Source organism: Terriglobus tenax (assembly GCF_025685395.1).
GTDB classification, from domain to species: Bacteria; Acidobacteriota; Terriglobia; order Terriglobales; family Acidobacteriaceae; genus Terriglobus; species Terriglobus tenax.
Genome location: NZ_JAGSYA010000004.1, coordinates 1,518,365 through 1,543,236 on the forward strand (window position 1 = coordinate 1,518,365; position 24,872 = coordinate 1,543,236).

The 24,872-nt window shown below is 60.1% G+C and carries 16 protein-coding genes; 9 read left to right on the forward strand and 7 right to left on the reverse strand.

Translation table 11 applies throughout. The annotated features are described in order from the left end of the window. Window position 1: 1 nt before the first annotated feature. Window positions 2-4,402 carry a DEAD/DEAH box helicase gene (locus OHL13_RS11765; protein WP_263410317.1) on the reverse strand — a complete coding sequence of 1,467 codons (4,401 nt, stop codon included), beginning with the start codon at window positions 4,400-4,402 and terminating at the stop codon, window positions 2-4. Between the two features lie 67 nt (window positions 4,403-4,469). Here OHL13_RS11765 and OHL13_RS11770 point away from each other — a divergent pair, with 67 nt between their 5' ends. Together OHL13_RS11770 and OHL13_RS11775 are read left to right on the forward strand one after the other, a co-directional pair. Then, a complete protein-coding gene (locus tag OHL13_RS11770; RefSeq protein ID WP_263410318.1) occupies window positions 4,470-5,063 on the forward strand; it encodes a KdsC family phosphatase in 594 nt (197 codons plus the stop codon). A gap of 113 nt (window positions 5,064-5,176) precedes the next feature. Then, window positions 5,177-6,397 (forward strand): acyltransferase family protein, encoded by a 1,221-nt coding sequence (locus OHL13_RS11775; RefSeq protein WP_263410319.1) that lies wholly within the window; start codon window positions 5,177-5,179, stop codon window positions 6,395-6,397. Between the two features lie 29 nt (window positions 6,398-6,426). Here the strand turns inward: OHL13_RS11775 and OHL13_RS11780 are convergent, their stop codons facing one another. Further along, window positions 6,427-7,503: an FUSC family protein gene (locus OHL13_RS11780; RefSeq protein ID WP_263410320.1), complete on the reverse strand. Its 1,077-nt coding sequence runs from the start codon at window positions 7,501-7,503 to the stop codon at window positions 6,427-6,429. A gap of 21 nt (window positions 7,504-7,524) precedes the next feature. After that, window positions 7,525-9,186, reverse strand: coding sequence for a rhamnogalacturonidase (locus tag OHL13_RS11785; protein WP_263410321.1), 1,662 nt, complete (start codon window positions 9,184-9,186; stop codon window positions 7,525-7,527). Between the two features lie 123 nt (window positions 9,187-9,309). Between OHL13_RS11785 and panB the strand changes: the two genes are divergently transcribed. Genes panB through coaBC form a run of 3 tightly spaced genes read left to right on the forward strand, consistent with a single transcriptional unit; the run spans window position 9,310 to window position 12,308 of the window. Next, a complete protein-coding gene (gene panB, locus OHL13_RS11790) occupies window positions 9,310-10,218 on the forward strand; it encodes a 3-methyl-2-oxobutanoate hydroxymethyltransferase (protein WP_263410322.1) in 909 nt (302 codons plus the stop codon). A 3-nt stretch (window positions 10,219-10,221) separates the two neighbouring features. Next, entirely contained in the window at window positions 10,222-11,082 is an 861-nt protein-coding gene (gene panC, locus OHL13_RS11795) for a pantoate--beta-alanine ligase (RefSeq protein WP_263410323.1), read from the forward strand. After that, window positions 11,079-12,308: a bifunctional phosphopantothenoylcysteine decarboxylase/phosphopantothenate--cysteine ligase CoaBC gene (coaBC, locus tag OHL13_RS11800; RefSeq protein WP_263410324.1), complete on the forward strand. Its 1,230-nt coding sequence runs from the start codon at window positions 11,079-11,081 to the stop codon at window positions 12,306-12,308. The genes panC and coaBC overlap by 4 nt, the downstream gene beginning before the upstream one ends. Before the next feature lie 21 nt (window positions 12,309-12,329). Here coaBC and OHL13_RS11805 read toward each other — a convergent pair whose 3' ends face one another. The 3 genes from OHL13_RS11805 to OHL13_RS11815 form a co-directional block, all read right to left on the reverse strand. Then, complete coding sequence (locus tag OHL13_RS11805; RefSeq protein ID WP_263410325.1) at window positions 12,330-14,192, reverse strand: M14 family zinc carboxypeptidase; 1,863 nt, start codon at window positions 14,190-14,192, stop codon at window positions 12,330-12,332. Window positions 14,193-14,359: 167 nt separating this feature from the next. Continuing rightward, window positions 14,360-17,740 carry a TonB-dependent receptor gene (locus tag OHL13_RS11810; protein WP_263410326.1) on the reverse strand — a complete coding sequence of 1,127 codons (3,381 nt, stop codon included), beginning with the start codon at window positions 17,738-17,740 and terminating at the stop codon, window positions 14,360-14,362. A 48-nt stretch (window positions 17,741-17,788) separates the two neighbouring features. After that, window positions 17,789-19,783: a DUF4962 domain-containing protein gene (locus OHL13_RS11815; RefSeq protein ID WP_263410327.1), complete on the reverse strand. Its 1,995-nt coding sequence runs from the start codon at window positions 19,781-19,783 to the stop codon at window positions 17,789-17,791. 124 nt (window positions 19,784-19,907) lie between these two features. Between OHL13_RS11815 and OHL13_RS11820 the strand changes: the two genes are divergently transcribed. The 3 genes from OHL13_RS11820 to OHL13_RS11830 are packed head-to-tail and all read left to right on the forward strand — an operon-like array spanning window position 19,908 to window position 22,927. After that, window positions 19,908-21,200: an MFS transporter gene (locus OHL13_RS11820; protein ID WP_263410328.1), complete on the forward strand. Its 1,293-nt coding sequence runs from the start codon at window positions 19,908-19,910 to the stop codon at window positions 21,198-21,200. A 30-nt stretch (window positions 21,201-21,230) separates the two neighbouring features. Beyond that, entirely contained in the window at window positions 21,231-21,983 is a 753-nt protein-coding gene (locus tag OHL13_RS11825; protein WP_263410329.1) for an SDR family NAD(P)-dependent oxidoreductase, read from the forward strand. An 11-nt stretch (window positions 21,984-21,994) separates the two neighbouring features. Continuing rightward, on the forward strand, window positions 21,995-22,927 hold the full coding sequence (locus OHL13_RS11830) for an alpha/beta hydrolase (RefSeq protein WP_263410330.1): 933 nt from the start codon (window positions 21,995-21,997) through the stop codon (window positions 22,925-22,927). On the opposite strand, the gene OHL13_RS11835 is transcribed toward OHL13_RS11830, so the two are convergent. After that, window positions 22,928-23,749, reverse strand: a complete 822-nt coding sequence (locus OHL13_RS11835; RefSeq protein ID WP_263410331.1) for a GDSL-type esterase/lipase family protein — start codon at window positions 23,747-23,749, stop codon at window positions 22,928-22,930. 68 nt (window positions 23,750-23,817) lie between these two features. Between OHL13_RS11835 and OHL13_RS11840 the strand changes: the two genes are divergently transcribed. Next, a complete protein-coding gene (locus OHL13_RS11840) occupies window positions 23,818-24,870 on the forward strand; it encodes a LacI family DNA-binding transcriptional regulator (RefSeq protein WP_263410332.1) in 1,053 nt (350 codons plus the stop codon). Window positions 24,871-24,872: the final 2 nt, after the last annotated feature.

Genomic DNA, 24,872 nt, shown 5'->3' on the forward strand with positions numbered 1-24,872 from the left:
GTTAGAACAACCCCACATTCTGGATCGGCGCTTGCTGTGCTGGCATTGCGGGTTGCGGGTCAGGCTCCCGCGTGTTCTCGCAAATCCCATTGCGATAGCGCACCACGTTGCGCGGCATGGCTGCGATCCGCTCCCCCGGCATGACCACCCCCACGAGATTCATTGGATCCGCAGCAGCGACAACGATCTCACGATCATCCATCGCGCGGCTCTTCATCTGCCGCAGAGAGTCGACCGCTTCCGCCAGCGCGAACTGCTCCCCGCCCACACCAATCACAAACCGTCCGCCGCGAATCTCACCCCGAGCTTCCATCCGCCGCAGCATGCCGACAAGGTCGCGCCACCTGGGCGCATTGCTCTCCCGCGCCAGCAGCTCGCGGAAGAGCACACCATAACGGTTCAGCAGCATGCGCGCGGCGGATTCATGCGCTGCGTCAATGCGCCGCGCGCGTTCGATGGCCGTCTCCGGAACCATCGGTGCATCTTCGGTCAGCAGGCTCCACCGGCCGGCGTGCGAACGGACACCGCGGCGTCCCGCATCCATCACCGCGGGCTTCTTCTTCGGGTCCATCATCACGCGCAACTGGTCCCATCCATCCGCAGAAGCAAGGCCTGCCGTGGCCAGCTCCCACAGGACCATCTGCGTCTGCTGTTTGCTGAGCAGAAGCACGCGCTGGATGTCGGCGGCAAAGCAGGCGCCACGCTCACGCAACAGGTTACGCACGCGGTTGGCTTCATCGCTCAGCGCAACGGCAAGCTTCGTCTCATCCACCTGCTTCTGTTCGAGCGCCCAGCCCAGCCAGTCGGCGGTCTCACGTAGATAGAACGTGATGGGTGCCATATTGGTTGGGATGACACGGCGGGGCGCCGAACCATCGCCCCATGCCGGATGCGGCGAGACGCGGCCCCAGCCGATAACGCCGGACAGGCACAGATGATCGAGCCAGCGCGGATCGTAGTTCGCGAGGCGCGATGGAAGAATAGCGCGCTCCCACTCGATGGCGGGAGCCTCAAAGCCTTCCAGTTGTTCCAGAGCCGTCAGCAACCCCTCTTCGCCCGTCAGCTTTGTGCCCGCAAGATGCTGCCACTCCAGCAGCCAGCGCATGTAGACGGCCTGCGAAACCGGTTCGATTGCGCGCCGCAGCGATCCCACGGTGCGGCGGTGAATGCGCTGCAGCAGACGGCGCTCGCACCACTCGATCTCTGTGTCGCTCTGCGCTGCGCGTCCGCCTTCAAAGACACCGCGCAGAATCACGCCCTGCGATTCCATCAGGACCATCTGCGTGAAGATGTCGTTTGCATCGAGGCCGAAGGTTTCTGCGATGCTGCGTGAAGTGGCGGGGCCGAGGAGCTGCATCCAGCCTTGAAGCAGTGGCTTCAACGCCTCTTCTTTACTTGCTGCTGCCTGTTCCTTGTTTGTTGTTCCGTCACCCCACAGAGCTTCCACCAACGGCAAGCGCTCCGCTGCCACCCAGCACTCACGTCCCGCAAGCCGAAGCTGCTTTACCCGCTCCTGCACGGCCAGCGACTCAAAGAATGCAGGCCAGTGCCGCGCATCCCACTGGAGCATCCTCTCCACCGGCAACGCAACCAGCTGGAACAAAAGATCGTGCAACTCATGCGCATCGCGCACATCGGGCCAGCACTCCTTGCGCACCTCGGCAATCGCCAGTGGATCGAGCTTACCTTCCTCCGCCAGCACAGCGTCCGGAATGCCGCGACGCAGCGAAACCGCACGCGCGCGGCGCTCTTCCAGGCCAGCTTCATCAAGGAAGGCATACGGCATGGCATTGATCAGCTCATGCGCGAACTGCGACGGCGCCGGCGTATCCACAGCAAGGCATTGAATCGTACCGTCGGCAATGCCGCGCAGCACATCGATCAAGCCATCCAGGTCCATCGCCTCGTGCAGCACATCCTGCATCACCTCGCCTACCAGGGGATGATCCGGAATCTGGATGTCGCCTTCAATGTTTTCAAAGCACGCCGCCGCCTGCGGAAAGACGCTGGCCAGCAGGTCTTCCGAACGCGTGCGCTGAATCTGCGGAGCCACACGCTTGCCCTTCACAAACCGCAGCAGTTGCAACGAGCGGCCTGCGGCCCAGCGCCAGCGCGCTTTGAAAATAGGCGACGCCAGCGACGCCTGCTCCAGCAGTTCCTTCGCAGTTTCGACCGTCAGAAAGTGGAAGACATCGGCAAGCGGAAAGCTGTGCTGCTCCGCCAGGCAGATGTTGATGCCATTGTCGGTCGCCGCAGCCTGCAGCTCAAAGTTGAAGCCACGGCAGAAACGCTTCCGCAGAGCCAGTCCCCACGCTTTGTTCACGCGGCCGCCAAACGGAGCATGCAGAATCAACTGCATCCCGCCGCCTTCATCAAAAAAGCGCTCAGCGATGATGGTTTGCCGCGTGGGCACAGCGCCCAGCACGGCCTTGCCCTCCACCATGTAGGTCACCAGTTGCCGCGCTCCGCTCTCGCAAACGCCACACTCTTCCGCAAGCCACGCGGCTGCATCCATGGCCTGCACATGGGTCATCAGCGACGGACCCGGCAACACATCCGGAACGCGATCGGCAATCTCCTCGCGCAGGCGGCCAACGCCCTCGCTCAGCACCTCGGTGCGCTGCGGAGCTTCACCCTCCCAGAAAGGCATTGTGGGCGGAGCGCCCTGCGCGTCCTCCACCAGAACGCGACCCTCCGCCTCCACGCGCAGCACGCGCCAGCTGGTATTGCCCAGCAGCACCACGTCGCCCGGGCCGGAGTCCACCGCGAAGTGTTCGTCCAGCGTCGCAATCTGCACATTCTCCGGCTGCAGCATGACCGCATAACTCGCCACATCGGGAATCGCTCCTCCATTGCCGATGGCCGTCATCCGCGCGCCACGGCGGGCATGCAACTCACCGCGGACGCCATCGCGCATCAGGTACGCGCCATAGCGTCCGCGCGAGGACTCGATTCCCTGGTGCAATAGCGCCACTAATTCGTCAAAGGTCTCGCGAGAGAGATCGCGATACGGCCACGCGCGCTTGAAGACGGCGAACAGGTCGTCCTCACGCCACGGCTCCGCGCCCACGGCGGCAACAATCTGCTGCATCAGTACATCGCGCGGCGCAGGAGGAATCTCCAGTTTGTCCAGATCGCCCGCACGCATTGCGCGGATCAGGGCGGCCTGCTCCATCAGGTCATCGCGCGTGGTGGCGAAGAAGCGGCCCTTGGGAATAGCTCCTCGCCAGTGTCCCGCGCGGCCTACGCGCTGCATCGCTACGGCTACGGCGCGCGTGGTGGCAATCTGGCACACCAGATCCACATCGCCAATGTCGATACCAAGCTCCAGCGATGCGGTAGCGATCAGGATCTTGATCTCACCCGCCTTCAACTTCTGTTCGGCATCGAGACGCAGCGCCCGCGAGAGTGAGCCGTGATGCGCCGCAACATGCTCCGCGCCCAGCCGCTCGGCAAGATTGAAGGCAAGCCTCTCCACCAGCCGCCGCGTGTTCACAAAAACCAGCGTCGAGCGATGCGAATCCGTAAATGCAGCCAGCTTGTCGTAGATCTCGTCCCACATGCGGTTCGACGTGACCGAGCCCAGCTCCTCGCTCGGCACCTCGATGGCAAGATCGAGCTGCCTGCGTTGACCTACCTGCACAATGGTCGTTTTGCCCGCTTCGCCCGCAAGAAAATTCCCTACCAGCTCAATCGGGTTCTGCGTTGCGCTCAGGCCAATGCGCTGCGGAGCTTCGGCCAACCCCGTCAGCATGCCGCCTGCACACAGCTTGTTCTCGCCGCGCACCAGAGCGTCGAGGCGCTCCAGCGTCAGGGCAAGATGCGCCCCGCGCTTGTCATCAGCGACGGCATGAATTTCATCCACAATCACCGTGCGCACGCGGCGCAGGTTTTCGCGCGCCTTCGATGCGGTCAGCATCATGTACAAGCTCTCCGGCGTGGTGACCAGAATATGCGGAGGGCGCTTCAGCATTGCCGCACGGTCCTTCTGCAGCGTGTCACCGGTACGCACACCGGTCCGGATCTCCGGGCACAGATAACCGCGCTCTAGCGCCAGAGCCTGAATCTCGCGCAGCGGGCCGTCCAGGTTCTTCTGCACATCGTTCGACAGCGCCTTCAACGGCGAAACGTACACCACCTGCGTGTATGGCTCCAACCGGCCCTCGATCGCCTGCCGCAGCAGCGCATCAATACAGACCAGGAAGGCCGACAGCGTCTTACCCGAACCGGTCGGTGCGGAGATCAACACCGGCCCGCCCTTCGCAATCTGCGGCCAGCCGGCGATCTGCGGTTCGGTGGGTGATCCAAACTTGCGCAGGAACCACTCGCGCACCACTGGATGCGCCCACTCCATCGCCGGGTCAGTGAAGGTATCCTCGGGCATCAGGGTCGCGGTGGCCATGCGTCATTCTACCCCTGTTCTTCGCGGTTTGTTCGCCTCCAGAGACAAGCCCGTTATTCTAAAGAGGATGAATGCTACCGAACGCGCCTCCCGCATTAAGCTTCTTGTCTTCGACGTCGACGGAGTTCTCACCGACGGCACCCTCTGGTTCATCCCCACCGGTAAGGATGCCAATGGCCAACCCATCGCCGTGGAGACCAAGGGCTTTGCCGCGCATGACGGCCTTGGCATGGCCATTGCCCGCACCGCCGGACTGAAGCTGGCCATCGTCACTAAGCGCCAGTCTGACACCGTAGCCGTGCGCATGCGCGACCTGAAGCTGGACTACGTCTACCAGGGCCAGCACTACAAGATGCGCGCCGTGCAGGAGATCTGCGCCAAGGAAGGCATCACGCTCGACGAAGTAGCCTACGTCGGCGACGACATCATTGACCTGCCCGTGATGAACCACGTCGGCCTGGCCATCGCCGTGGCCAATGCGCGCCCACAGGTCAAGCAGATGGCCCACTGGACCACGCCCTGCCTCCCCGGCTACGGCGCCGGCCGCGACGCCATCGAGTTCATCCTGGAAGCCCAGGGCAAGCTCGCACCTGCGATGACCGCGTATCTGGATGAATCGAACGAAGGCAAGCTCTCTGACATTGGACAGGGGGGCATGTAGTTGCAACACGATTTCGAACTTTAGTGTTTCAACCGTTAGCGACTGGATCCTTTTGTATATACGTGCCAGGTGATGTCTGCGCTGTAAACGGCGGAAAGGACAAAGCTCCACGGATGAGTTCTCAGACTGCTGAGGTAGTGAAAACAAGATCTCCGTACTACGTGGCCTTGGATGGATTACGGGCGATCGCCGTCATCCTTGTCTTCTTCCAGCATTACGGGGCGGGACGAAATTATCTTTTCGGCTGGGGGTGGACTGGAGTGGATATTTTCTTCGTCCTCTCCGGTTTCCTTATCACCGGTATTTTGTTTGACAGCCGGCACAAGGAACATCGTTACCGTAACTTCTACATCCGCAGAACACTTCGAATTTTCCCGCTCTATTACTTGATCTGGTGCGCCGTTCTGCTGCTTACGCCACTGGTCCACTGCCAATGGAACTGGCGCTGGGCGCTCTGGCCGTCGTACCTGGGAAATTATGCGCGGTTTCTCTTTCTGCACACACCAGGAGATCCTTACCGCTTCGATAAGCTCGCCTTCGGACCGTCGGCAAATGCGTGGCTTGGTTACAACGCACATCTCTACATCGGTCACTTCTGGTCGCTATGTGTCGAGGAACAGTTTTATCTCATCTGGCCATTCGTCGTGTTCCGGATTCGACGCAGAGAGACCTTAATGAAAGTCTGCCTGGCAGTCCTTCTGCTAAGCCCGATCTTCCGTAGTCTGCTTACCTGGCTCCTGCCTCCCGACTTGCTGCAGATGGAGATTCTCTATCGGGGACTACTGACTCGTCTGGATGCACTTCTGCTTGGCGGGCTGATCGCTTTAGCACTTCGCGGTAAAGAGAAAAACCTCGTTGACAGAGTCCGGCGGCCTCTCCTTTTTCTTTCGGCAGGACTCATCACTGGCCTTTCCTGGGTCGCGGTAAAAGTAATGGGGAAACCTTACAACGGTTCAGCCACGGATTGGGTCAGCATCTTTGGGTATAGCTTCATCGATCTTCTTGCAGCCGGACTGATTCTTGAGTGCATTCACTCAGGGAGCCTTCTCGGTAAGGTCTTAAGCTGGAAACCTCTGCGTGCGCTCGGGATCATCAGCTACGGCTTCTACATCTACCACGACCTGCTGCATGATTTTTTTGCTGATTTTGCCCACCGCCTGTTTCCGTCCTACAGCTATTCCATGACGATGCTTACCGCGTTTACCGGTACCCTATGCATCGCCACCATCAGTTACCTCGGATTTGAGAGACCGCTGCTCAAGCTAAAAGACCGCTTTACAGAAGGCGCACACACAGCCCCAATGGGTCAAGGGGATGGGTCGCTCAAAAGCTGATCCCGCAATATTCAAGTATCCAACCAGCTTCATAATGGCAGCGGCCAGCGCTTGCGAAAGACGTGGAAGACCGCGTGGATGGCAAGCGCGACCGCACCGCCGACCGTGGTTGCCAGGATACGGTTCAGCAGAACGGCCTGCTCCGGCAAGTGATTGAAGGCCAGGATGAATGCAATGTAGCCCGTAATAGCTACCGAGAAGATACCGTAGTTCACATTCATGAACACATAGCAGGCCCACAGGTAGGCGAGCACCAGGGCAGCCAATATCCATGGGTTGGGCCGCAACAGGGTGGCAATGACCGTGGCCACGCCCGCGCCGAGATAGGTTCCCAACAGCCGCAGGATGGTGCGCTCCGTGGTGAGGTAGAACTCCGGTTTGATGACCAGTACCGCCGTCATCGCGATCCAATATCCATTGGCGAACGGCCACCACACCCGGTAGAGCAGCATGGTGATGCAGGCCGTCACCGCCAGTCGCACGGCAAAGTGAAAGTGAACGCTGGTCGGCGTCAACTGCTCCAGAAGATACCGCGTGCGGAACTTCGCCGGATCGAAGTGCGGGTCTGTCAGGTTGGCGCGAATGCGCGGCACAAATCGCCAGAAGAAGAGGATCGCGACAAACTGCAGAATGGCGCCCATCAGCGTAGCCACGCCACGCAGCGCTGCCTGGGGAAAGGTCCCCAGCAGGCGGCCATGGGTATCCGGCGCCGCGGACGAAATAATGAGATACACGCAGCACTGCGCGCCCACCCACGACGCCGCCGTTCCCTGCGACTGCGTCAAGCCATAGAGGAATGCCCACACCACGCACACCAACGTCAGCGCCGCGGTATTCACGGCGAAGAATGCCCCAAGAAAGGTGGAGATAGTGATCCCCACCGCAGCGGCCAGCATCGGTCCATAGCGATAAAAGATCGGCGCCTGAAACGATCCGAAGCCCACGCACATGGCCCCGCCAACGGCCATCGCCGCCCAGCTTGGCTGGTCCAGCAGAATACCTGCCGCCATCACCAGCAGCATGGCAGGCAGGCAGATCAATGCATGCAGGGGCTCAGCTTCTTTCCACTCAAAGTGCGCCAGCCGGATGACTTCTTCGTTCGCCACAGCCTTTGATTGTATGTGGAGCTAAATCACCTGGTTGTCTGCCCGGGGCAGGGTGGTATCTTTCGCAGCACGTGACCACAGCAAACGGAAGTCCGTAACGTTGTGCAGTGCAAAGTTGCTCTGTTGCGGCGCGGTAACGGCAAAAAAGTCCGCGCGGTTCACATCTTCCAGCCAGAAGGCCGGACGCGGGTCCGCCGTCTGCGGAGCAATCTCAACATGCGACATCTCCAGGTTTTTCAGATGGCGGATGAAGAACCCGTGAGAGGGCGTAGGGCCAAACTGCAGCAGCTCCGGATACGCATCTTCCTTCTCCGGAACCTTGATGGTGCGCCAGTCCGGCATGGGCTCATACTTTTCGCCCCAGTGGACACGCATACGCTTCGGCAGTCCCTCGTGCGCGAAGTAGCAGTTCGAGATCTTCACATCTTCAATCATGTTGTCCGGCACACCGGAGAAGATGGAAGACGTTGCCGCCGCCGAGTTGTAGCTGACAAGATTTGAAATTACTATCCGCCGCAGTGTGCCCTTGCGCATCGTCTCCTTCGGCCCGCGGTTGCGGCGATTCAGCCGCAAAAACAGGGGAGCGTCCACAATATCGCGCATTGTGTTGCCGGTAATGGCCACGTCCTCAAGAAACGCTCCGTCGCTGGTCTCAAGCGAGATGCCTTTGCAGCCCTCGATCACATTGCCCGTGATGGTAAGGTTGCGGAAGCCGCCGTTCGACTCGGTTCCGCACTTGATACGGCCCTGCTGCGTCACATTCGTGTCGGTCACGCTGTCGGAGTAGCGCTTCCACGTGCCGTCAATCACGCTGCCCAGAACATAGCATCCGGTCACATAGTTGTTAGCGATGGTCACATTGTCCGTTGGGCGCGCATAACCCAGCGCATAACTCGACTTCGGACAGATGGCATCGTCCCACGGCGAGTTCACCGTGCAGTTCGACACGCGCACGTTGCGGCAGCAGTCAATGTCAAAACCATCACGATCGGTGTCCACCAGCAGGTTATCGAGCGTCAGATTATCCACGCCTGTAGCCAGCACCGCAAAGTGGCCGCCTTTCAGCAGTTTGAAGTCACGCAACAGAACGTTGCGGCAGTTGCGCAGGCCAAACGTCTTGTTGCCCACGCCCTCCTGCTCAGCGCGGAAGGGCGTATAGCCGCCGCGGACCTCGCGTGCAATGCCATGCGAGAGCCCCTTGCCAAAGATCAGCCCCGGCCCGGTTACCGCAAAGTCATGTTCGTTCTCCGCATAGAACAACGAGTTCTTCCAATGCCCGTGTCCAAAGTCCTGGTAGGGCGACCAGGGTTCCGCCGGTCCAGCCGCGTCATACACACCGCCCATGTAGCCCGTCGTCTCGCCCACCTTCGGCGAATCTGCCGCCTGAATCGTGCAGCCTTGCGACAGGTACAGATCCACCTTTGACTTCAGCCGGATGGTGAAGCACAGGTACGTGCCTGCCGGAAAGACCAGCGTTCCGCCGCCCGCCTTCGCCACTTCTTCAATAGCGCGATTGATGGCTGGTGTATCCACCGTCTTGCCATCGCCGGTGGCGCCGAAGCTGCGCACGTTATAAATGGCCGGGGCATTCTGTGTTTCGGTTTGGGCTTCCGCCATCGACACATGGCCGACAGCTCCGGCAAGGGCAAGCGGAGAGAGCTTTAAAAGATCGCGGCGTTGCATGATGCGAACCAGCATAGCAGCCGGAAACGAAACGTTTCATCTCCTGTATTTCCTGGAGGACTATACTGAAGACATTCGGGTTGCATCCCCTGGAATCGATGGGGGAGTAGCACTGGAGAGAATATGAGTCTGACCGGATTCCGGGATGCCGTCGCGCGTCCTTTGGGCGCGGCCACAGCCGTTACGCCCACGAGCCTGCTGGCGCAAAAGCGCGCGCAGGCGCCTATCACCGCACTCACAGCCTACGACTATCCCACGGCCCGTCTTGCCGACGAAGCCGGTATCGACCTGCTGCTTGTAGGCGACTCGCTGGCCATGGCCGTGCTTGGACACGAGGACACGCTCTCCGTGACCATGGAGGAGATGCTGCACCATGCCCGCGCCGTGCGCCGCGCCACGCAGCGTGCCCTTCTGGTGGTTGACCTGCCCTACGGCAGCTACCAGGTCAGTGTGGAAGACACCGTGCGCAACAGTCTGCGGATGGTGAAAGAAGCCGGCGCCAACGCCGTCAAGCTGGAAGGCGGAGCCTCCATGGCCAGCCGGGTGCAGGCGCTTACCGCAGCCGAGATTCCCGTTGTCGCACATATTGGCCTTACACCGCAGGCCATCAATCGCATGGGGGGCTACCGCGTGCAGGGACGTAGCGACACCGCAGCAGCCGCGCTGATTGAAGATGCCCTCGCACTGGAAGCCGCCGGAGCCATCGCGATCGTCCTCGAAGGCATTCCGCGAGAGCTCGCCCGCCGCATCACACGCGAGGTCCGCGTACCCACCATCGGCATCGGCGCCGGCCCTGAATGCGATGGGCAGATCCTCGTCTGGCACGACCTGTTCAACATGAGCTTCCGCACGCCGGCAAAGTTCGTCCGTCCCTTTGCAGACGCTGCGGCGCTCATGCGGCAGGCGCTTGAGGAATATCGCCACGCCGTCAGCGACCGCAGCTTTCCGTCGGACGCCGAGAGCTATCACCTGCCCGCCAACGTCCATCTGCCAGAACCAGCCGAGCCCGAGCTCGCAACCTGTAGCGACTAAAACATGCAGACCATTCCCACCATCCGCGAGATGCAGGCCATCGTGCGCGCCGCAAAGACCTCGTCCACGACCATTGGCCTGGTGCCCACCATGGGCGCTCTGCACGAAGGCCATCTTTCTCTCGTCCGCACGGCACGCGCCCATTGCAGCCATGTCATTGCCACCATCTTCGTCAACCCGCTGCAGTTCGGCCCGAACGAAGATCTCGCCAAATACCCCCGCACCTTCGAACGCGATACCGAATTGCTGATGCAGGAAGGCGTCGACTATCTCTTCGCCCCGAGCGCGGAGGAGATGTATCCGCAGGGAGCGCAGACGCTGGTCGATGTGCCTGAGCTTGGCAACCGTCTCGACGGAGCTTCGCGCCCCGGACACTTCCGCGGCGTAGCCACCGTCGTCAGCAAGCTCTTGCACATCACGCAGCCCGACCTCGCCTTCTTCGGACAGAAAGACGCCGCGCAGGTCGCCGTGCTTCGCCGCATGGTGCGCGACCTGAACTTTCCGCTGGAGATGGTCGTCTGCCCTACCGTGCGTGAGGCCGACGGCTTGGCCATGAGCTCGCGCAACCGCTACCTCAGCAACGAAGAGCGCGTACAGGCGCTTGCATTGTCACGTACGCTACAGACTGCAAAGACGCTCGCACAACAGGCTGCGGCAACACCCGCGACGTTGCGCGAAGCAATGCTGCACACGCTCACCTCCACCGACGGCGTGCGCGTGGACTACGCTGCCGTTGTCGACCCTGAAACACTGCTCGATGCCGATGACCTGTCGCGCGAAACACTGCTCGCCGTCGCTGCATGGGTCGGCACGACGCGGCTGATCGACAACCTGCTTCTTCCCGCACGCGAGGTGCAGCCATGAAGGTCCTTCTTGGAGTCTGCGGCGGCATTGCCGCCTACAAAGCTGCCGAGCTGCTGCGCGAGCTACAGCGGCAGGGAGCGGAGGTGCAGGTCGTCCTCACGCAAGGAGCGGAGAAGTTCATTACGCCGCTCACCTTCGCCGCGCTCAGCGGACGCCAGGTGCTGACCTCGTTATGGAATCCCGCCGTCAGCGACAGCGCTTCGGCAGAAATGCCACAGCCCTTCGGCATCGAACACATCGACATCGCACAGTGGGCGGACGTGCTGGTCATTGCTCCCGCAACCGCTCACATGCTGGCGAAGCTGGCGCACGGCATGGCCGACGACCTGCTTTCGACTATCGCGCTGGCCACCACGGCTCCCATCGTCGTCGCTCCCGCCATGAACGTGAACATGTGGCATAACGCGGCAACACAGGCCAATCTCAAAACACTGCGCAGCCGTGGCGTGCACCTTGTGGAACCTGCCAGCGGCGAGCTGGCCTGCGGCATGGTGGGCGAAGGCCGGCTTGCAGAGATCGGCGAAATTGCCTCCGCAATATTGCACGCAGCCAATCCGATTCGCGACCTCGCCGGCGAACGCATTCTCATCACCGCAGGCGGCACACGCGAGGCCGTTGACCCGGTGCGTTATCTCGGAAATCGCTCCAGCGGCAAGATGGGCATTGCGTTGGCAGAGGCAGCCCTCGCACGTGGAGCTGAGGTCACTCTCATCACCACAACGGGCCGCGTCTCGTCACTTCGTTGTAAACAGATCCAGGTGGAATCCGCGGAACAGATGCGTACGGCCGTGCTCCATCATCTGCCGCAGGCCACAACACTCATCATGGCCGCCGCCGTCGCGGACTACCGCGTGGCTACGCCCTCGGAACAAAAGATTAAGAAGTCCAGCGAGCACCTGACGCTGGAACTCGAACGCACGCCCGACATCCTGTCTGAAGCTGCCCGGCTACGTCTTCCAGGTACGCTGATCATCGGCTTCGCTGCGGAAACCAGGCACGTCTCCGAAGAAGGCCGCCGCAAGCTGCGTGAGAAGGACGTCGATGCCATTGTCGCGAACGATGTTTCAGGAACCGAATCCGGCATTGGCGCTGACCTGAACGGCGGCACCATGCTCTTCGCAGACCGAGAGGTAACACTACCGCTCTCCACCAAGCGCAAGATGGCGGAGAGCATTCTGCATGAACTCGCCACGCTGCGTGTGGATCGGCTGCAACGCATCTCGTAGACACGCTGCAGCCCGTACCAGTTACCAGGTCTTCTCCCACACCTCAACCACCGGATACCGGTTGACCGCAGACGGCTGGTAGTTGGACCGCGTGATCCACCAGTCCAGGCGAGCCTGCGAATCTGCCGCGAACTTAGCATCCGAGGCCACCTTCTGCTGGAACTCGGCCAGCATCTGCGGATTTTCGGCAGCCACCTTGTTGGCAATCGGAACAGTCAGGTAGGCCGCGGCTCCAATGCGTCCCATCGTCTGGAAGATGGATCCGGCAAAGCCAATGCGCACCAGCGCATCCGGCGCTGCAGGATGCAGAAGCGCCATAATCAAACGCGCCCGCTGCTGCTTCATCGGCACGTACCATGAGCCCGCCGGGATATGCACCTTCTCCTTCACCGGCTTCATGGTGTAGTCCACCATCATGCCGCCCTCCATCGCCGCGGTGGAGTACTTCACGTCGCTGAAGCGCCAGGTGTCGAACTCCTGGTCCATGTCCTTCGTCGTCTTCTCCATCACCACGCCATGCAGCTTCAGTTCGTCGGCAATCTCCTTCCATGCGGCAGGAATCAGCCAGCCAAGCGGCTCCTGTGCCTCGGCCGTGGTATCCACGCCGTCATGCATGGCAACTTCCACGTCGTCCTTCTCGGCGGTGTAGCGGATCACCGGTGTCCCGGTAATCTCCGAGTTGAAGGTCGCCGTCTTCAGCGAGTGATACACCAGCGGATGCGACCCCGCCGCCGTCTTACCAGCCAGGTACACCGGCGGAGCATTGCGGTCCCCGGCCATTGCGGCATACTTCTCATCCGCGGCTTTGATCGATGCCTTGAGCGCCGTGGGGTTCTCGGTCACAATGTCGATCGAATCCACCATAATGTCGAAGTCCGCCCACGCACGCGTCTTCGCATCCTTCAGGCTGTGCGTCTCCACCAGCAGCGCCGGACGATTCAATGCAGCGGCATACAGGTGTGAGTAACGCGGAGAGAAGACTTCCACAAAGAAGTCGCGCTTGCCATCGGGCGAGCGGCGCAGGGCTCCATACGGCGACACCATGTGACCGCCCGCCTCCATGCGCTTGTTCAGTTCAGGAATATAGCTGTTATTTACCCAGTCGCGCGTCGGCTCGCCCATTTCACCGTGGTGCGCCATATCCCAGGTCACGTCGTACTGATAGTCCGCACCATCGGTCACATGGTTGTCGAACATGAAGTCCGGCATCCATGCGTGGTACAGCGAAAGCCATCCCTTCATCTCCGGAGTCACCGCCTTCACATAATCGCGATTCAGGTTCAGCAACTGCGCATTCGGACGGGTGCCGGTAATCTGAGGACCATTCTGGTTCGCACGGTTGAAGCTGCCGCGATACTCATGGCCATCGACGTTGAAGACCGGAATCACCACAAAGATCGCCTTCTTCAGCCATGCCGCCTGGTGTTCGCGCTTCGTAATTACCATGTCGCGCACCAGCATCAGCGCGGTGTCCTTGCCTTCAATCTCACCGGAGTGAATGCCGCTCTGAATCAGGATGACCGCCTTACCTGTCTTTGCCGCGGCAGCAGGGGTAAACGCCTTGTCCGACGAGACAATCGCCGCATACATCGGGCGACCCTCAGCCGTGGTGCCAAACTGCACCACCTTCACATACGGTGAACTCTTCTCAAACTTCCGCAACATGGCAATCGTCTCGGCATAGAGGCCGGTCTGCCGCCAGTCGGTCTTTTCACCGGTGGTCAGCCAGTCGGCCGAGGCTGCCTTGGTGCTGGCGGTCAACGTGGCTGCCTCCTTGGCCATGGGCGGCTCATACGCGGAGTGCGGCGCCAGCGCCTCGCGCTGGGCAAAAACCGGGGTAAAAGCAAGGCAAAGGCCAAGCGCGGCAAGACTGCGGGTGCGCATAACGGGTTCTCCTGAAGATCTTGTTTGACTCTAAGGACGAAGACGGGAGCCATCAGGACGCAACCAGTCACACGTCTCCCCTCAAAGTATCGAGCAATCCTCTCCCAAAAAGCAGCAGGGCGGCCCGTAAACCACCGGACCGCCCCTGCATGCGTCTTTCTATCGATCTAGAACAGCAGTCTTGCTCCCAGCTGGATACGGCGATTCGGGAAGTAGCTGTTGCTGCCCAGAATCTTGCCGAAGTTGGCATTCGAAACAGCTCCCGTCGGCTGACCAAGGTTTGTCAGGTTGAAGACGTTCGTCACCTCGGCACGAAGCTGCAGCTTCACACGCTCGACAATCCCCACGTCGCGGAACAGGGACGCGTCCACGTTGCGCACTCCTGGGCCGTCAAGCGAGTTATAGCGGAAGGTTCCCGTCTGTCCGGCATCGCCCGCACCGCGGCAGGTTGAGGCTCCATTGGTCGCTCCCGGAGAAAAGACGCAGAAGGCGCTGGTATCGAACCACTGGTTCATCATGGCAACCCGTGAAGAACCATTGTCCACCACCCGCGCTACCTTGCCCGGAAGAACATTTGGACGGTCATTGTTATTCCCGTCCGCATTGGTGTCAGAACCGGTCGTCACGTTGAAGGGCGCACCCGACTGCAGCGTAACAATCGCCGACATCGTCCACCCGTTCAACGCACCGCGCACCGCCCGGTTATAGCGGCCGAAGTAATCGGTCTTCCACACGATCGAGGTCACGCTGACATTCCGGATATCCGAGTCGGCCCGCTGCCGTTCCAGTTGCGGAAAATTGAAGTCCTCCAGCGGATTCTGCAGCGTGTTGTTTGCCATGTACGCGCTCCACATCGTCTTTGACCACGTGTAGAAGCTGCGCAGACTGATGTTCTTCGTCATGCGTTGGTCGAGCGTTACCTGCAGGCCGTTGTAGTTTGAAGTCTGTCCCGACTCAACCACGTACACCGACTTCAGCGTCGGGTCCGTTGCCGAACCTCCTGGCTGCAGCGGACGGCGGTTGTCCACATTTGAGGTCGTATTCGAGCTGGGGGCCGCGGAGTTATACACCGGGTAGTTGTGGTCAAAGAACAGTGGCAGCTTGCGGCTCAGCGAAGCCACGTAGCTCAGCGTCAGCGCCGTCGAGCGACTGATCTGCTGCTGCACGCCAAAGTTGATCTGGTAGTTATACGGCCACTTGTAGTTCGGGTCCATCGTCACAAGACCGGCAGGCTTGGTAAAACGCGGCGCCTTCGGATCAAACGTATACGGGTATGGCGATACCCCACCGGGAAACTCTGCCGTATCCGTGGCATACGGATTCGCCAGCGAAACTACCTTGTTGTACTGCTGGCGGATCGCATACGGCTGGTTGTTCGAAGGATACTGCCACTCGTTGCCACCAATCGTTCCGAAGAAGAGGCCAGCCGCACCGCGAACAACCGTCTTGCCATTGCCAAAGGCATCGAAGGCAAAACCAAAGCGCGGCGACACATGGTTGTAAGGCGTCGGAGCTCCGGTCTCAGGCACACCCGGATCGCCCGGGAACAAGAGACCGGTAGGCGCAGAAGGAACAACAACGCTCTGCACACCTGCCCTGAAGTTTGACTGACGGCGCAGTGAATCCGTCGGAGCCGTCTGCACGTCATAGCGCAGACCCAGGTTCAGCGTGAGCCGCGGAATCAGGCGCCAGTCATCCTGCGCGAAGAAGCCGTAGTTCCAGTAATTCGCATTGGCATACACGGTGGAGTCCTGGTTCATCGTATTCGGACGGCCCAGCAGAAAATCCGAAAGCGAGATGCCCGTACGCGCGCTCGCAGTGCTGGTGAACGCGAAAACACCGTAGTTGTTCAGCAGCGTCTGCAGCATGTCCTTCTCAAGCGAGATCTCGCCGCCTGCCGCGAGGGTGTGCTTCCCTTTCGTTGTGCTCACCACATCCCGCAACTGGTAAACATTCGCTCCGGCCAGCGGACCGGAGATCGATTGCCCCAGCGTGAACCAGTTGGCCACGGCAATCTGCGGAAGCTGCTTGGCTCCCTGAATCTGGAAGGTAGAACCCAGGTCTCCCAGGCTGATGGCAGGCGTGTTCACACGGCCACCGATCTGGCGCGTATACCCAAGCCAGAGCTGGTTCACCGTGCTTGCTGACAGAATCCAGGTGTCGCTGATGTTGGCGTTCTGCTGACGCCAGTTGAAATTCTGCATCGACCAGCCCGCAATCGTCGATCCGGGATTCTGCTGGCTGTTGCCGTTGCTCTGGAAGTAGCTCGCCGTAATACGGTGCGAAGCCACTGGCTGATAGTCCCCCTTGATCAGGAACTCGTCGGTAACATACGCAAGCTTCAAAGGGTCGGTGCGCGTATTCACCGTGTCTGTAGAACGGCCAACAGGATTCGGCAAAGGAACGTAGCGATCCAGAATCGTCTTGGCGACTGGATCGAAACTGGCCACCGGAACGATATTGCCTGCATATGCTCCGCTGCGGTCAGGCCTGCACAGCACAAACTGGTTCGCATTCACAACGCGGCACGTGCTCTGGCTGCCGGAGGTTGGCAGGTTCGCACTAAAGTCGCCCGCACGCTGCGCCGCCGTGGGAACCAGAGCGCTCAGTGTGCTGGTGGTGCTCTGCCGCAGTCCGCCATAGCTGCCAAAGAAGAAGAGCTTGTCATGCAGAATAGGACCGCCAAGCGTCGCGCCAAACTGGTTGCGATGATATGGGGTCTGGCTCTTGGGAATACCGTTATGTGTCGTCGCAATCAGCGAAGTGTTCCTTACAAACTCAAAGATGGATCCATGCACCTGGTTGGTTCCGCTCTTCGTAATCACGCTTACGAAGCCGGCTGACGAACGGCCATACTGCGCGCTGAAGTTACTGGTCTGCACCGTGAACTCGCGGATCGCATCCGGGTTCGGCAGAATATTACCCGTGTTGCGAAGACCGGTCATGTTCGTGCCGCCATCCAGGTAATAGCTGATCTGGCCAACCGTGCCATCCGTCGATCCGTTGATCAGCGTGTGCTGTTCCGGAAAGCCTGTGTTGTTCACGTTCGTCGTCAACTGCACACCGGGCGTCAGCGTCAGCAGCTGGTACACATCGCGTCCGACCAGCGGAAGGTTGTCCACCTCACGATTGTCGATCGTTCGCCCCAGTGTGGCATTGGTGGTATTGACCTGTGGCAGATCACCCGTCACCGTCACCACCTCCGTCACCTCACCCACGGCAAGCTGAGCGTCCAGCGTAGCCGTGTCCAGGATGCGAAGCGTGATGCCTTCGCGTTTGAACTCCTTGAAGCCGGTCGCCGTCACCTTCATCGAGTAAGGACCAACCGGCAGAAACTCCGCGCGGAAGACACCATCCTCTTTCGTCGTTACAGTTCGGGTGAAGTTGGTATCGGTCTGTGTCAGCACCACGGTCGCTCCAGGCACCGCATCATTCGCCACGGTCGTCACCGTGCCAACAACGGTTGTCGTGCTTACCTGCCCATACAGTGCGGTTCCGAAAAGAACCACAGTCACCAGGAGAAGAAATTTACTGATTCGTACTGCCATTGTCAGACCCTCCGCTGCGCAACTACGCGTGCGCCTTACCTGTCGTGCTTAAAACTGAAGCTTCCATTCAAATGTCGTGCTGCTGGCCGGATGTGTTGTCGTTGCTTCGATACGCTCTCCGCGCTTCTCAAGCTGCCCCTTGTCCACTGATCCGGGAATACCAGGCCCCATCACAATGTTTGGCTTCACCTGTCCCTCGGCATCCTTGGGGGCAAGCAAGGTCGCCGTCAGTTTGACCGTGGAAGAAAGCACGGGATGCAGCACAAACCGGTTCTTCGCGACGGCATCAATACTTCCGTCGGCATGCACGGCCTCCGTGTACAGGTGGTCGCCGTCAGCCACAATCTCATCGTGCACAGTTGCAGTACCTGTAGATGTCACTTGGAAGGTCCGCTTGTACTGCTTCAGTCCCAGCGCTGGCACATATGCAGCCGCACCTTCCCCCGTGACCGTGAATCCGTTCTTCGTAAAGTTCGCCGAGGCAATTCGCACCTGGTTCAGACGGTCGTAGTCATACTTCGCCCACGCATCATGCCCAACACCATCCGTGCCCTGCCCATGTCCATCCACCAGCAGCGTGTTGTGATCAATCGTCTTCGGCACGCCTGCGTAGCCTGAGTCGCCGGTCAGATAGGCTCCATGCGCCCAAAGAATGAAGCTATTCACATCCGGATGCGCGTGGCCCTGCTCAAAGTGCCAGTCGGGAAGCTGCTTCTTCAAGTCAGCCGCGGCATGGCCTTCCGCCGGACCGCTCTTGAATGCGGCAGCCGTTGCATTCTTTCCCCAGTCACTGCGCCAGTAGGCAACATCGTGATCGCGGAACCAGTGATACGTGGGGATGCTCTCCATTGGCGCAGACTTCAGGGAAGGATCGCGCCATACCAGGTCCCACCACTCTTCCTGGCCGGTGTGTCCCTGGCTCTTCATCCAATCGGCAACGCCCTGGATCTCCGGGCTGTGAAAACGCGCGGCAAGATCATACAGAAGGTTGTAGTTACTCTCGAAGTTTCCCTCGGGATGGCTACGCTCATAGTCCTCGCCTTTACGCGAACGCGTCACTCCGCCTTCGAACACATCGCCGAAGTCGAACATCATCTCGCCGCCGGGCGTCAGACTGTGCGCAGCGTATAGGTAGGTCTGGCGCAGACCGGGCTGGTCAAACAGGTCTTCGCCGGTGGCATGACGCAGCGCGTCCAGGTAATGAATGATCCATGGCGTTGCAAAAACCCAGTACTCGAAGCCTTCAAAGTAATAGCCGTCTTTTGAATAGGTCTTCAACACACGGTCATAGATGGCGCGCGAAAGCGCGGCCCATTGCTGCGCCTCCGGCACCTCGCCATACAGCGCATACGACGCTACGGCCAGGCCTGCAATCGGGATAAATGTGTGGTTCTGGCTATAGCTCCACGTGCGACCCGGTTTCGGTGCGAAGTAGTCATACAGCGGACGCGCATGTTCGGCAAGGCAGTCGCGGTATTTTGCGCGCTCCTGCGGCGTCAGTTCGTTGTAGAGAAGGTCATAGGCGAGGCCCATCGCGTATAGCAGGTGACCTGCGGCCAGATCGACATTCGGCTTGCTCCAGCTATAACCCCAGATCTTGTAGCTCACCGCCGCATCCATATAACGCCGCAACCCGGCGAGCACCTTTGGGTCATGTTCGATCGAATACACGAACGCCGCCTCGGCAATCGCGAACGCCACATCGTTCTGCGCACGGCGCTTCTCTGCAGGCGGAGGAGGAGGATCACCCTTGAAGATGCGCAGGTTCGCAAGACGCTGCTGCCAGAACTCTTTCTGATCACCATGCGCCCTGGTGCGCAGTGCATCCAACTCTTGCGAGGTGAAGTAGACACGCGGATGCACATCGGAAAGCTCTGGCTTCAGGGACGAGTGCAACTGCTTCATCTCGTCCACCAGGTAGGCCTTTTTCCCGCCCGTATCCTTGGGTCCCAGGGATTCCTCCGCGCTTTGCCCATACGCCACTGCGCCCCCTGCCACGCCCGCGATAAGCGCCGCCGCCGCTGTCCATCGAAGCATCATCATTGTGCTTGCCTTCGCACCGCGAATATGTGTTATCGTTATCACCCGAAGCACACTACATGAGTTTGTGCGCGGAAGACAAGTCCAAATTTATGCAGTGATGCCGATGGGGAACGGAAACGCCAACATGTCTATGCATTCCACGCACTTATCGAACGGCGCCACCCGTCCCATCCGTGGTCTGCGCTGGTACATCATCGGCCTGATCTTCATTGCTACCTGTATCAACTACATTGACCGCAGCAGCATCGGACTCCTCTTCACGCGCTTCGGTGCGGAAATCCACGTCTCGCGCGAGGCCTACGGCTGGGTTGGCGCCATGCTGTTGCTCGCCTACACCGTCAGCCAAAGCGTTTCCGGCCGCATTTATGACCGCTACGGCGCGCGCGTGGGATTCACGCTCTCCATCGTCATATGGTGCATCGCGGCAATGGGTCACTCTCTTATCACCGGCTTCGCCAGCTTCGCGGCAGCGTCGTTTTTTCTCGGACTTGGAGAAGCTGGCAACTGGCCCGGAGCCGCAAAGGTTGTAGCAGAATGGTTTCCTCAACGCGAACGCGCCGTTGGCATGGCCATCTTCAATGGCGGAGCCTCTATGGGAGGAGTCATCGGTCCTCCTTTCGTCGCAGCCGTCCTTGAGCCCTTCTTCGGCTGGCGCACCACCTTCGTCATTCTCGGCGCTCTCGGCTTCTTCTGGCTGGCGGCATGGCTGATGATCTATCGTCCCGCCAGCAGCCATCCACGTCTCTCCGCGCAAGAACGCACGCTCATCCTTGACGGCCGCACAGCACAGCCCACGCTCGTGGCGCCCTCTCTCAAAGAGATTCTTCGCCACCGCCAGACATGGGGAATCCTCGCAGCGCGCCTGCTGGTAGATCCCATCTGGTGGCTCTATATCCTGTGGCTTCCCACCTATCTGAAAGATGTGCATCACCTTTCGCTGAAAGACATCGGTGCCTTTCAATGGGCACCCTATCTATGCGCGGCCATCGGATCGCTCTTCGGCGGATGGCTCGCCGGACGACTCATCACCCGCGGCCGCTCCGTAAATACCGCACGCAAAATCGTCATCGGAGCCGCCGCATGCCTGATGCCCTTCGGCATCCTGGCGGCACACGTTCACAGCACCGGGGCAGCATTGGCATGCATCGCCGTCGTGCTTTTCGGCTTCCAGATGTGGATCTCCAACGTGCAAACGCTGCCGAGCGATTTCTTCTCAAGCTCGTCCGTCGGCTCTGTTGCTGGCCTGGGCGGAACCGCCGCGGGCCTTAGCAGTCTTTTCTTTAACCTCTGCACCGGATGGCTGGTCACACACCTTGGCTACGGCTTCGTACTCACGCTCGCCGGCGTTCTTGGGCCAGTCGGTGCCATCGTTCTGTTCCTTCTCATCGGCCCAATCAAACACATTCAACACGCATAACGAACTTCCACAAAAAGGGGACCTTTCTTCATGGCAGCAACACTGGACAATCAACTGGCAATCGTCTTCGGCGGCGGCCGCGATATTGGCGCCGCGATCGCAATTGAGCTGGCCTCGCGCGGAGCAGATGTTGCCCTCAGCTATCACAGCTCTGAGCCATCCAGGGTGATTGCCGCCATTGAAGCAAAAGGCAAAATCTGCCGCGCCTATCCGGTGGATGCACTCGACACCGCCGCGGTGCGCAGCTTCATCACCAGCGCAGCCAACGACTTCGCCCGCCCGGTCGGCGTGCTGGTCAATGTTGTCGGCGGTCTCGTGGCTCGCAAAAAAATGGAAGAGATGGACGATGACTTCTGGGACTATGTACTCGCTCTCAACGTCCGTTCCGTCTTTGCCGCGACGCAGGCCGCACTGCCTGTAATGAGCGATGAAGGTGCCATCGTCAACGTCGCGTCGCAGGCTGGCCGCGATGGCGGCGGCCCGGGCGGCATCGCCTATGGAGCCTCAAAAGGTGCGCTCATGTCGATGACGCGCGGCCTTGCAAAGGAACTGGGACCACGTCGCATCCGCGTAAACGCCGTATGCCCCGGCATGATCGCCACAAAGTTCCATGACGACTTCACCAAGCCCGAGGTTCGCCAGCGCGTAGCCGGCATGACGCCGCTCGGCCGCGAAGGCAAGGCAGAAGAGGTCGCCACCCTGGTCGCCTTCCTCGCCAGCGAAGACGCGGCCTTCGTCAACGGCACGAATGTCGACATCAACGGCGGCATCCTCTTCAGCTAAGGAGCGTTTCCATGCGTCTCACTCTGCCCATCGCTCTTGGGCTTCTCACCTCAACTCTCGCCGCACCGGCGCAGGCGCCGCAGACTGATCTGCAGCACCCGCCGGTGACGACGGAGTTCATCGCTTTGCCTGAAACAGCCACGCCCGTCGTCCCAATCGAGCACAAAAACATTCCCTACCTGCATGCCAGTGGCACCGATCTGCAGTTGGATGTCTATGAGCAGCCCGGGGGCAAGCCGGCTCCAGTCATCGTCTACTTCCACGGCGGGGCATGGTGGAAGAACGCACGTCCCCAGTCCGCCGCGAGCTTTCATTCTCTGCTCTCCATGGGCTTCTCGCTCGTCATGGTGGAGTATCGCCTGACCGGTGTCGCCCCCGCTCCCGCAGCCATACAGGATGCACGTTGCGCACTCTCCTGGGTGAAGAAGAATGCGGCAACCTATCACTTCGATACCAGCGAAGTGATTGCCTTCGGCACATCCTCTGGCGGCCATCAGGCATTGATGGCCGGCATGCTTCCTGCCTCAAACAATATCGAGCTGCCGGAATGTGCCGGTCAGCCACGCGTTGCTGCCATTCTTGATTTCTATGGAATCAGCGATGTCGCTGAACTTCTGCACGATGGATTCACACTGCAGAAGAGTGCTTCCCGGTGGATCGGGGATGGGCCCAATGCCGCCGCGCTGGCCAAGCAGATGTCGCCGCTCAACTACATTCGCGCAGGCCTGCCGCCTACTTTCATCGTGCATGGAGACAGTGATCCTGTTGTTCCCTACACACAGTCACAGCGCCTGCTCACGGCACTCCGGCAACAGCAGGTGCCTGTCACACTGTTCACGGTTCCAGGAGGACAGCACGGCAAATTCACCCAGGAACAATCGCTCCAGATCGGCGATGCATTGCGCAGTTTCCTCAAGGCGAATCACCTGCTGCCGTCGCGTTAGCTATCTGGCGGCAAGCGCCTTTGCAATTGCCTGGTTCACCAGCGGCTCCATCAACACATAGCCTTCGGCAGTGGGGTGGAGCCCATCCTGCGTAATCTCCTTACGCAGCCGGTCTTTCCCATCCGTCACGGCAGCATAGAAATCCACATACTCCATGCCGCGATCCTTTGCCTGCTGCTTCAGCCACGCATTCAACTGCAGAATCTTCTCCGGCGGCCGCGTCTCTGTGCGAGCGCGGTAAACATCATTGACCGGCATGACCGAGCAGACAATCACACGGATATGGTGCGCCTGCGCAAGATCGAAGATGCTCTGAAAATTGCCTTCGATAAAGCCAAGCAGATCCGGGACCTTGAAGGTGGGCAGGTCGTTGGTTCCGGCGAAGATCACCATGGCAGCCGGCTTCAGTGCAATCACATCCGGCTGCATGCGCACCAGCATCTGCGCGACATTCTGGCCTCCGATACCGCGGTTCACCGGCACGAAATCCTTATGCTCCCCCTGGAAGTAGCTGCTGTACTTCGCCTGTCCCCAGTTATGCGTAATCGAATCGCCAAGAAAAACAACGCGCGGCTTGGTGGACGTACTCGCAGCCAGCTTCGCATTCTCCTCCGCATACCAGGAGATAGCCGCCCAGTCCGGCAACCGCAGTTTCAAACGCTGCACATCCGCTGCAAGATGCTGCACGTCCTCTTCCATGCGCTGCACCTCGCCAACACCGGAGGCGGAAGGCGGCGTGCGGTCCGTTACCGCGGGGGCTGGGCTTTGCGCCATGGCATGGGCCGAAACAAGACACAGGACGACGAGCAATTGAGAACGCATGGGGACGCCTTTCGGTTAGCGTTATCACATTAGGTCTGCCGTGTGATATTGTCAACGGCATTACTTTGATGAAACGTTCGTCCACCTCGCAGAAACGTCCCACCACGCTTGCCGACGTCGCTCGCCTTGCTGAAGTCTCCACCATGACGGCGTCCCGTGCCGTCAACGAAAGTGGCTATGTCAGCGACGAGGTCCGCCGGCGCGTCATGAAAGCCGCCGCCAAGCTCGGCTACCGCCCCAACATGCTGGCACGCCAGCTCAAGGGGCGAAAGCTGAACGCCATCGGCATCCTGCTACCCGACATTGCAAACCCGTTCTCGTCAGAACTGGTCAGCGGCATCAAGCAGGTATGCGACGAACAGGGTTTCACCACCTTCATCGCCACCAGTGACCGCTCCGTGGATGAAGAGCAGGCAAGTCTTCAGTCCTTCATCGACCACCGTGTCGATGGCCTGATCGTGGCCACACGCGGCACCACCATGGGCGACAAGGTGCTGCAGAAGATCGCGCAACAGAAGGTTCCGCTGGTCAACATCGGAAGGCCCATCAACTCACCCGGCATCGACTCCGTCACAGCAAACCACTACCAGGGAGCCTTCGATGCAGTGCAGCACCTGGTCAAGGCAGGCCATCGCCGCATCGGATTTCTTGGCATCGCAGCCGGAGAGGGCTCTTCGCTGCGGCGTTATCAGGGCTACCTTGCCGCGCTTGAGCAGGCAGGCATCAAGCCTTCGTCTGACTACACCGCCGGCCCGCCGGAAAGTCTCGCCTTCTCCACCCAGAAGGACGGTTACGAAGCATTTCTTCAACTGGCAGGACTACGCCGGCCACCAACTGCTTACTTCGCAAGAAACGACTTCACCGCTCTCGGCGCCATGCATGCTGCCCGCACACTCGGCCTTCGTATTCCGCATGACATTGCTATCGCCGGCTTCGACAATATTCCTCTCGCTGCCTTTGCAGCCCCACCGCTCACCACCGTGGAGCAGCCCATCCATGCGCAGGGCGAGCAGGCCGCTCGCTTCCTTCTCGAACGGATCGAACAGCCGGACCTGCCTGCACGCAACGCCATGATGGCGTGTCGCCTCATCGTTCGCGAATCAAGCGTTCTTCTTCCATAGAA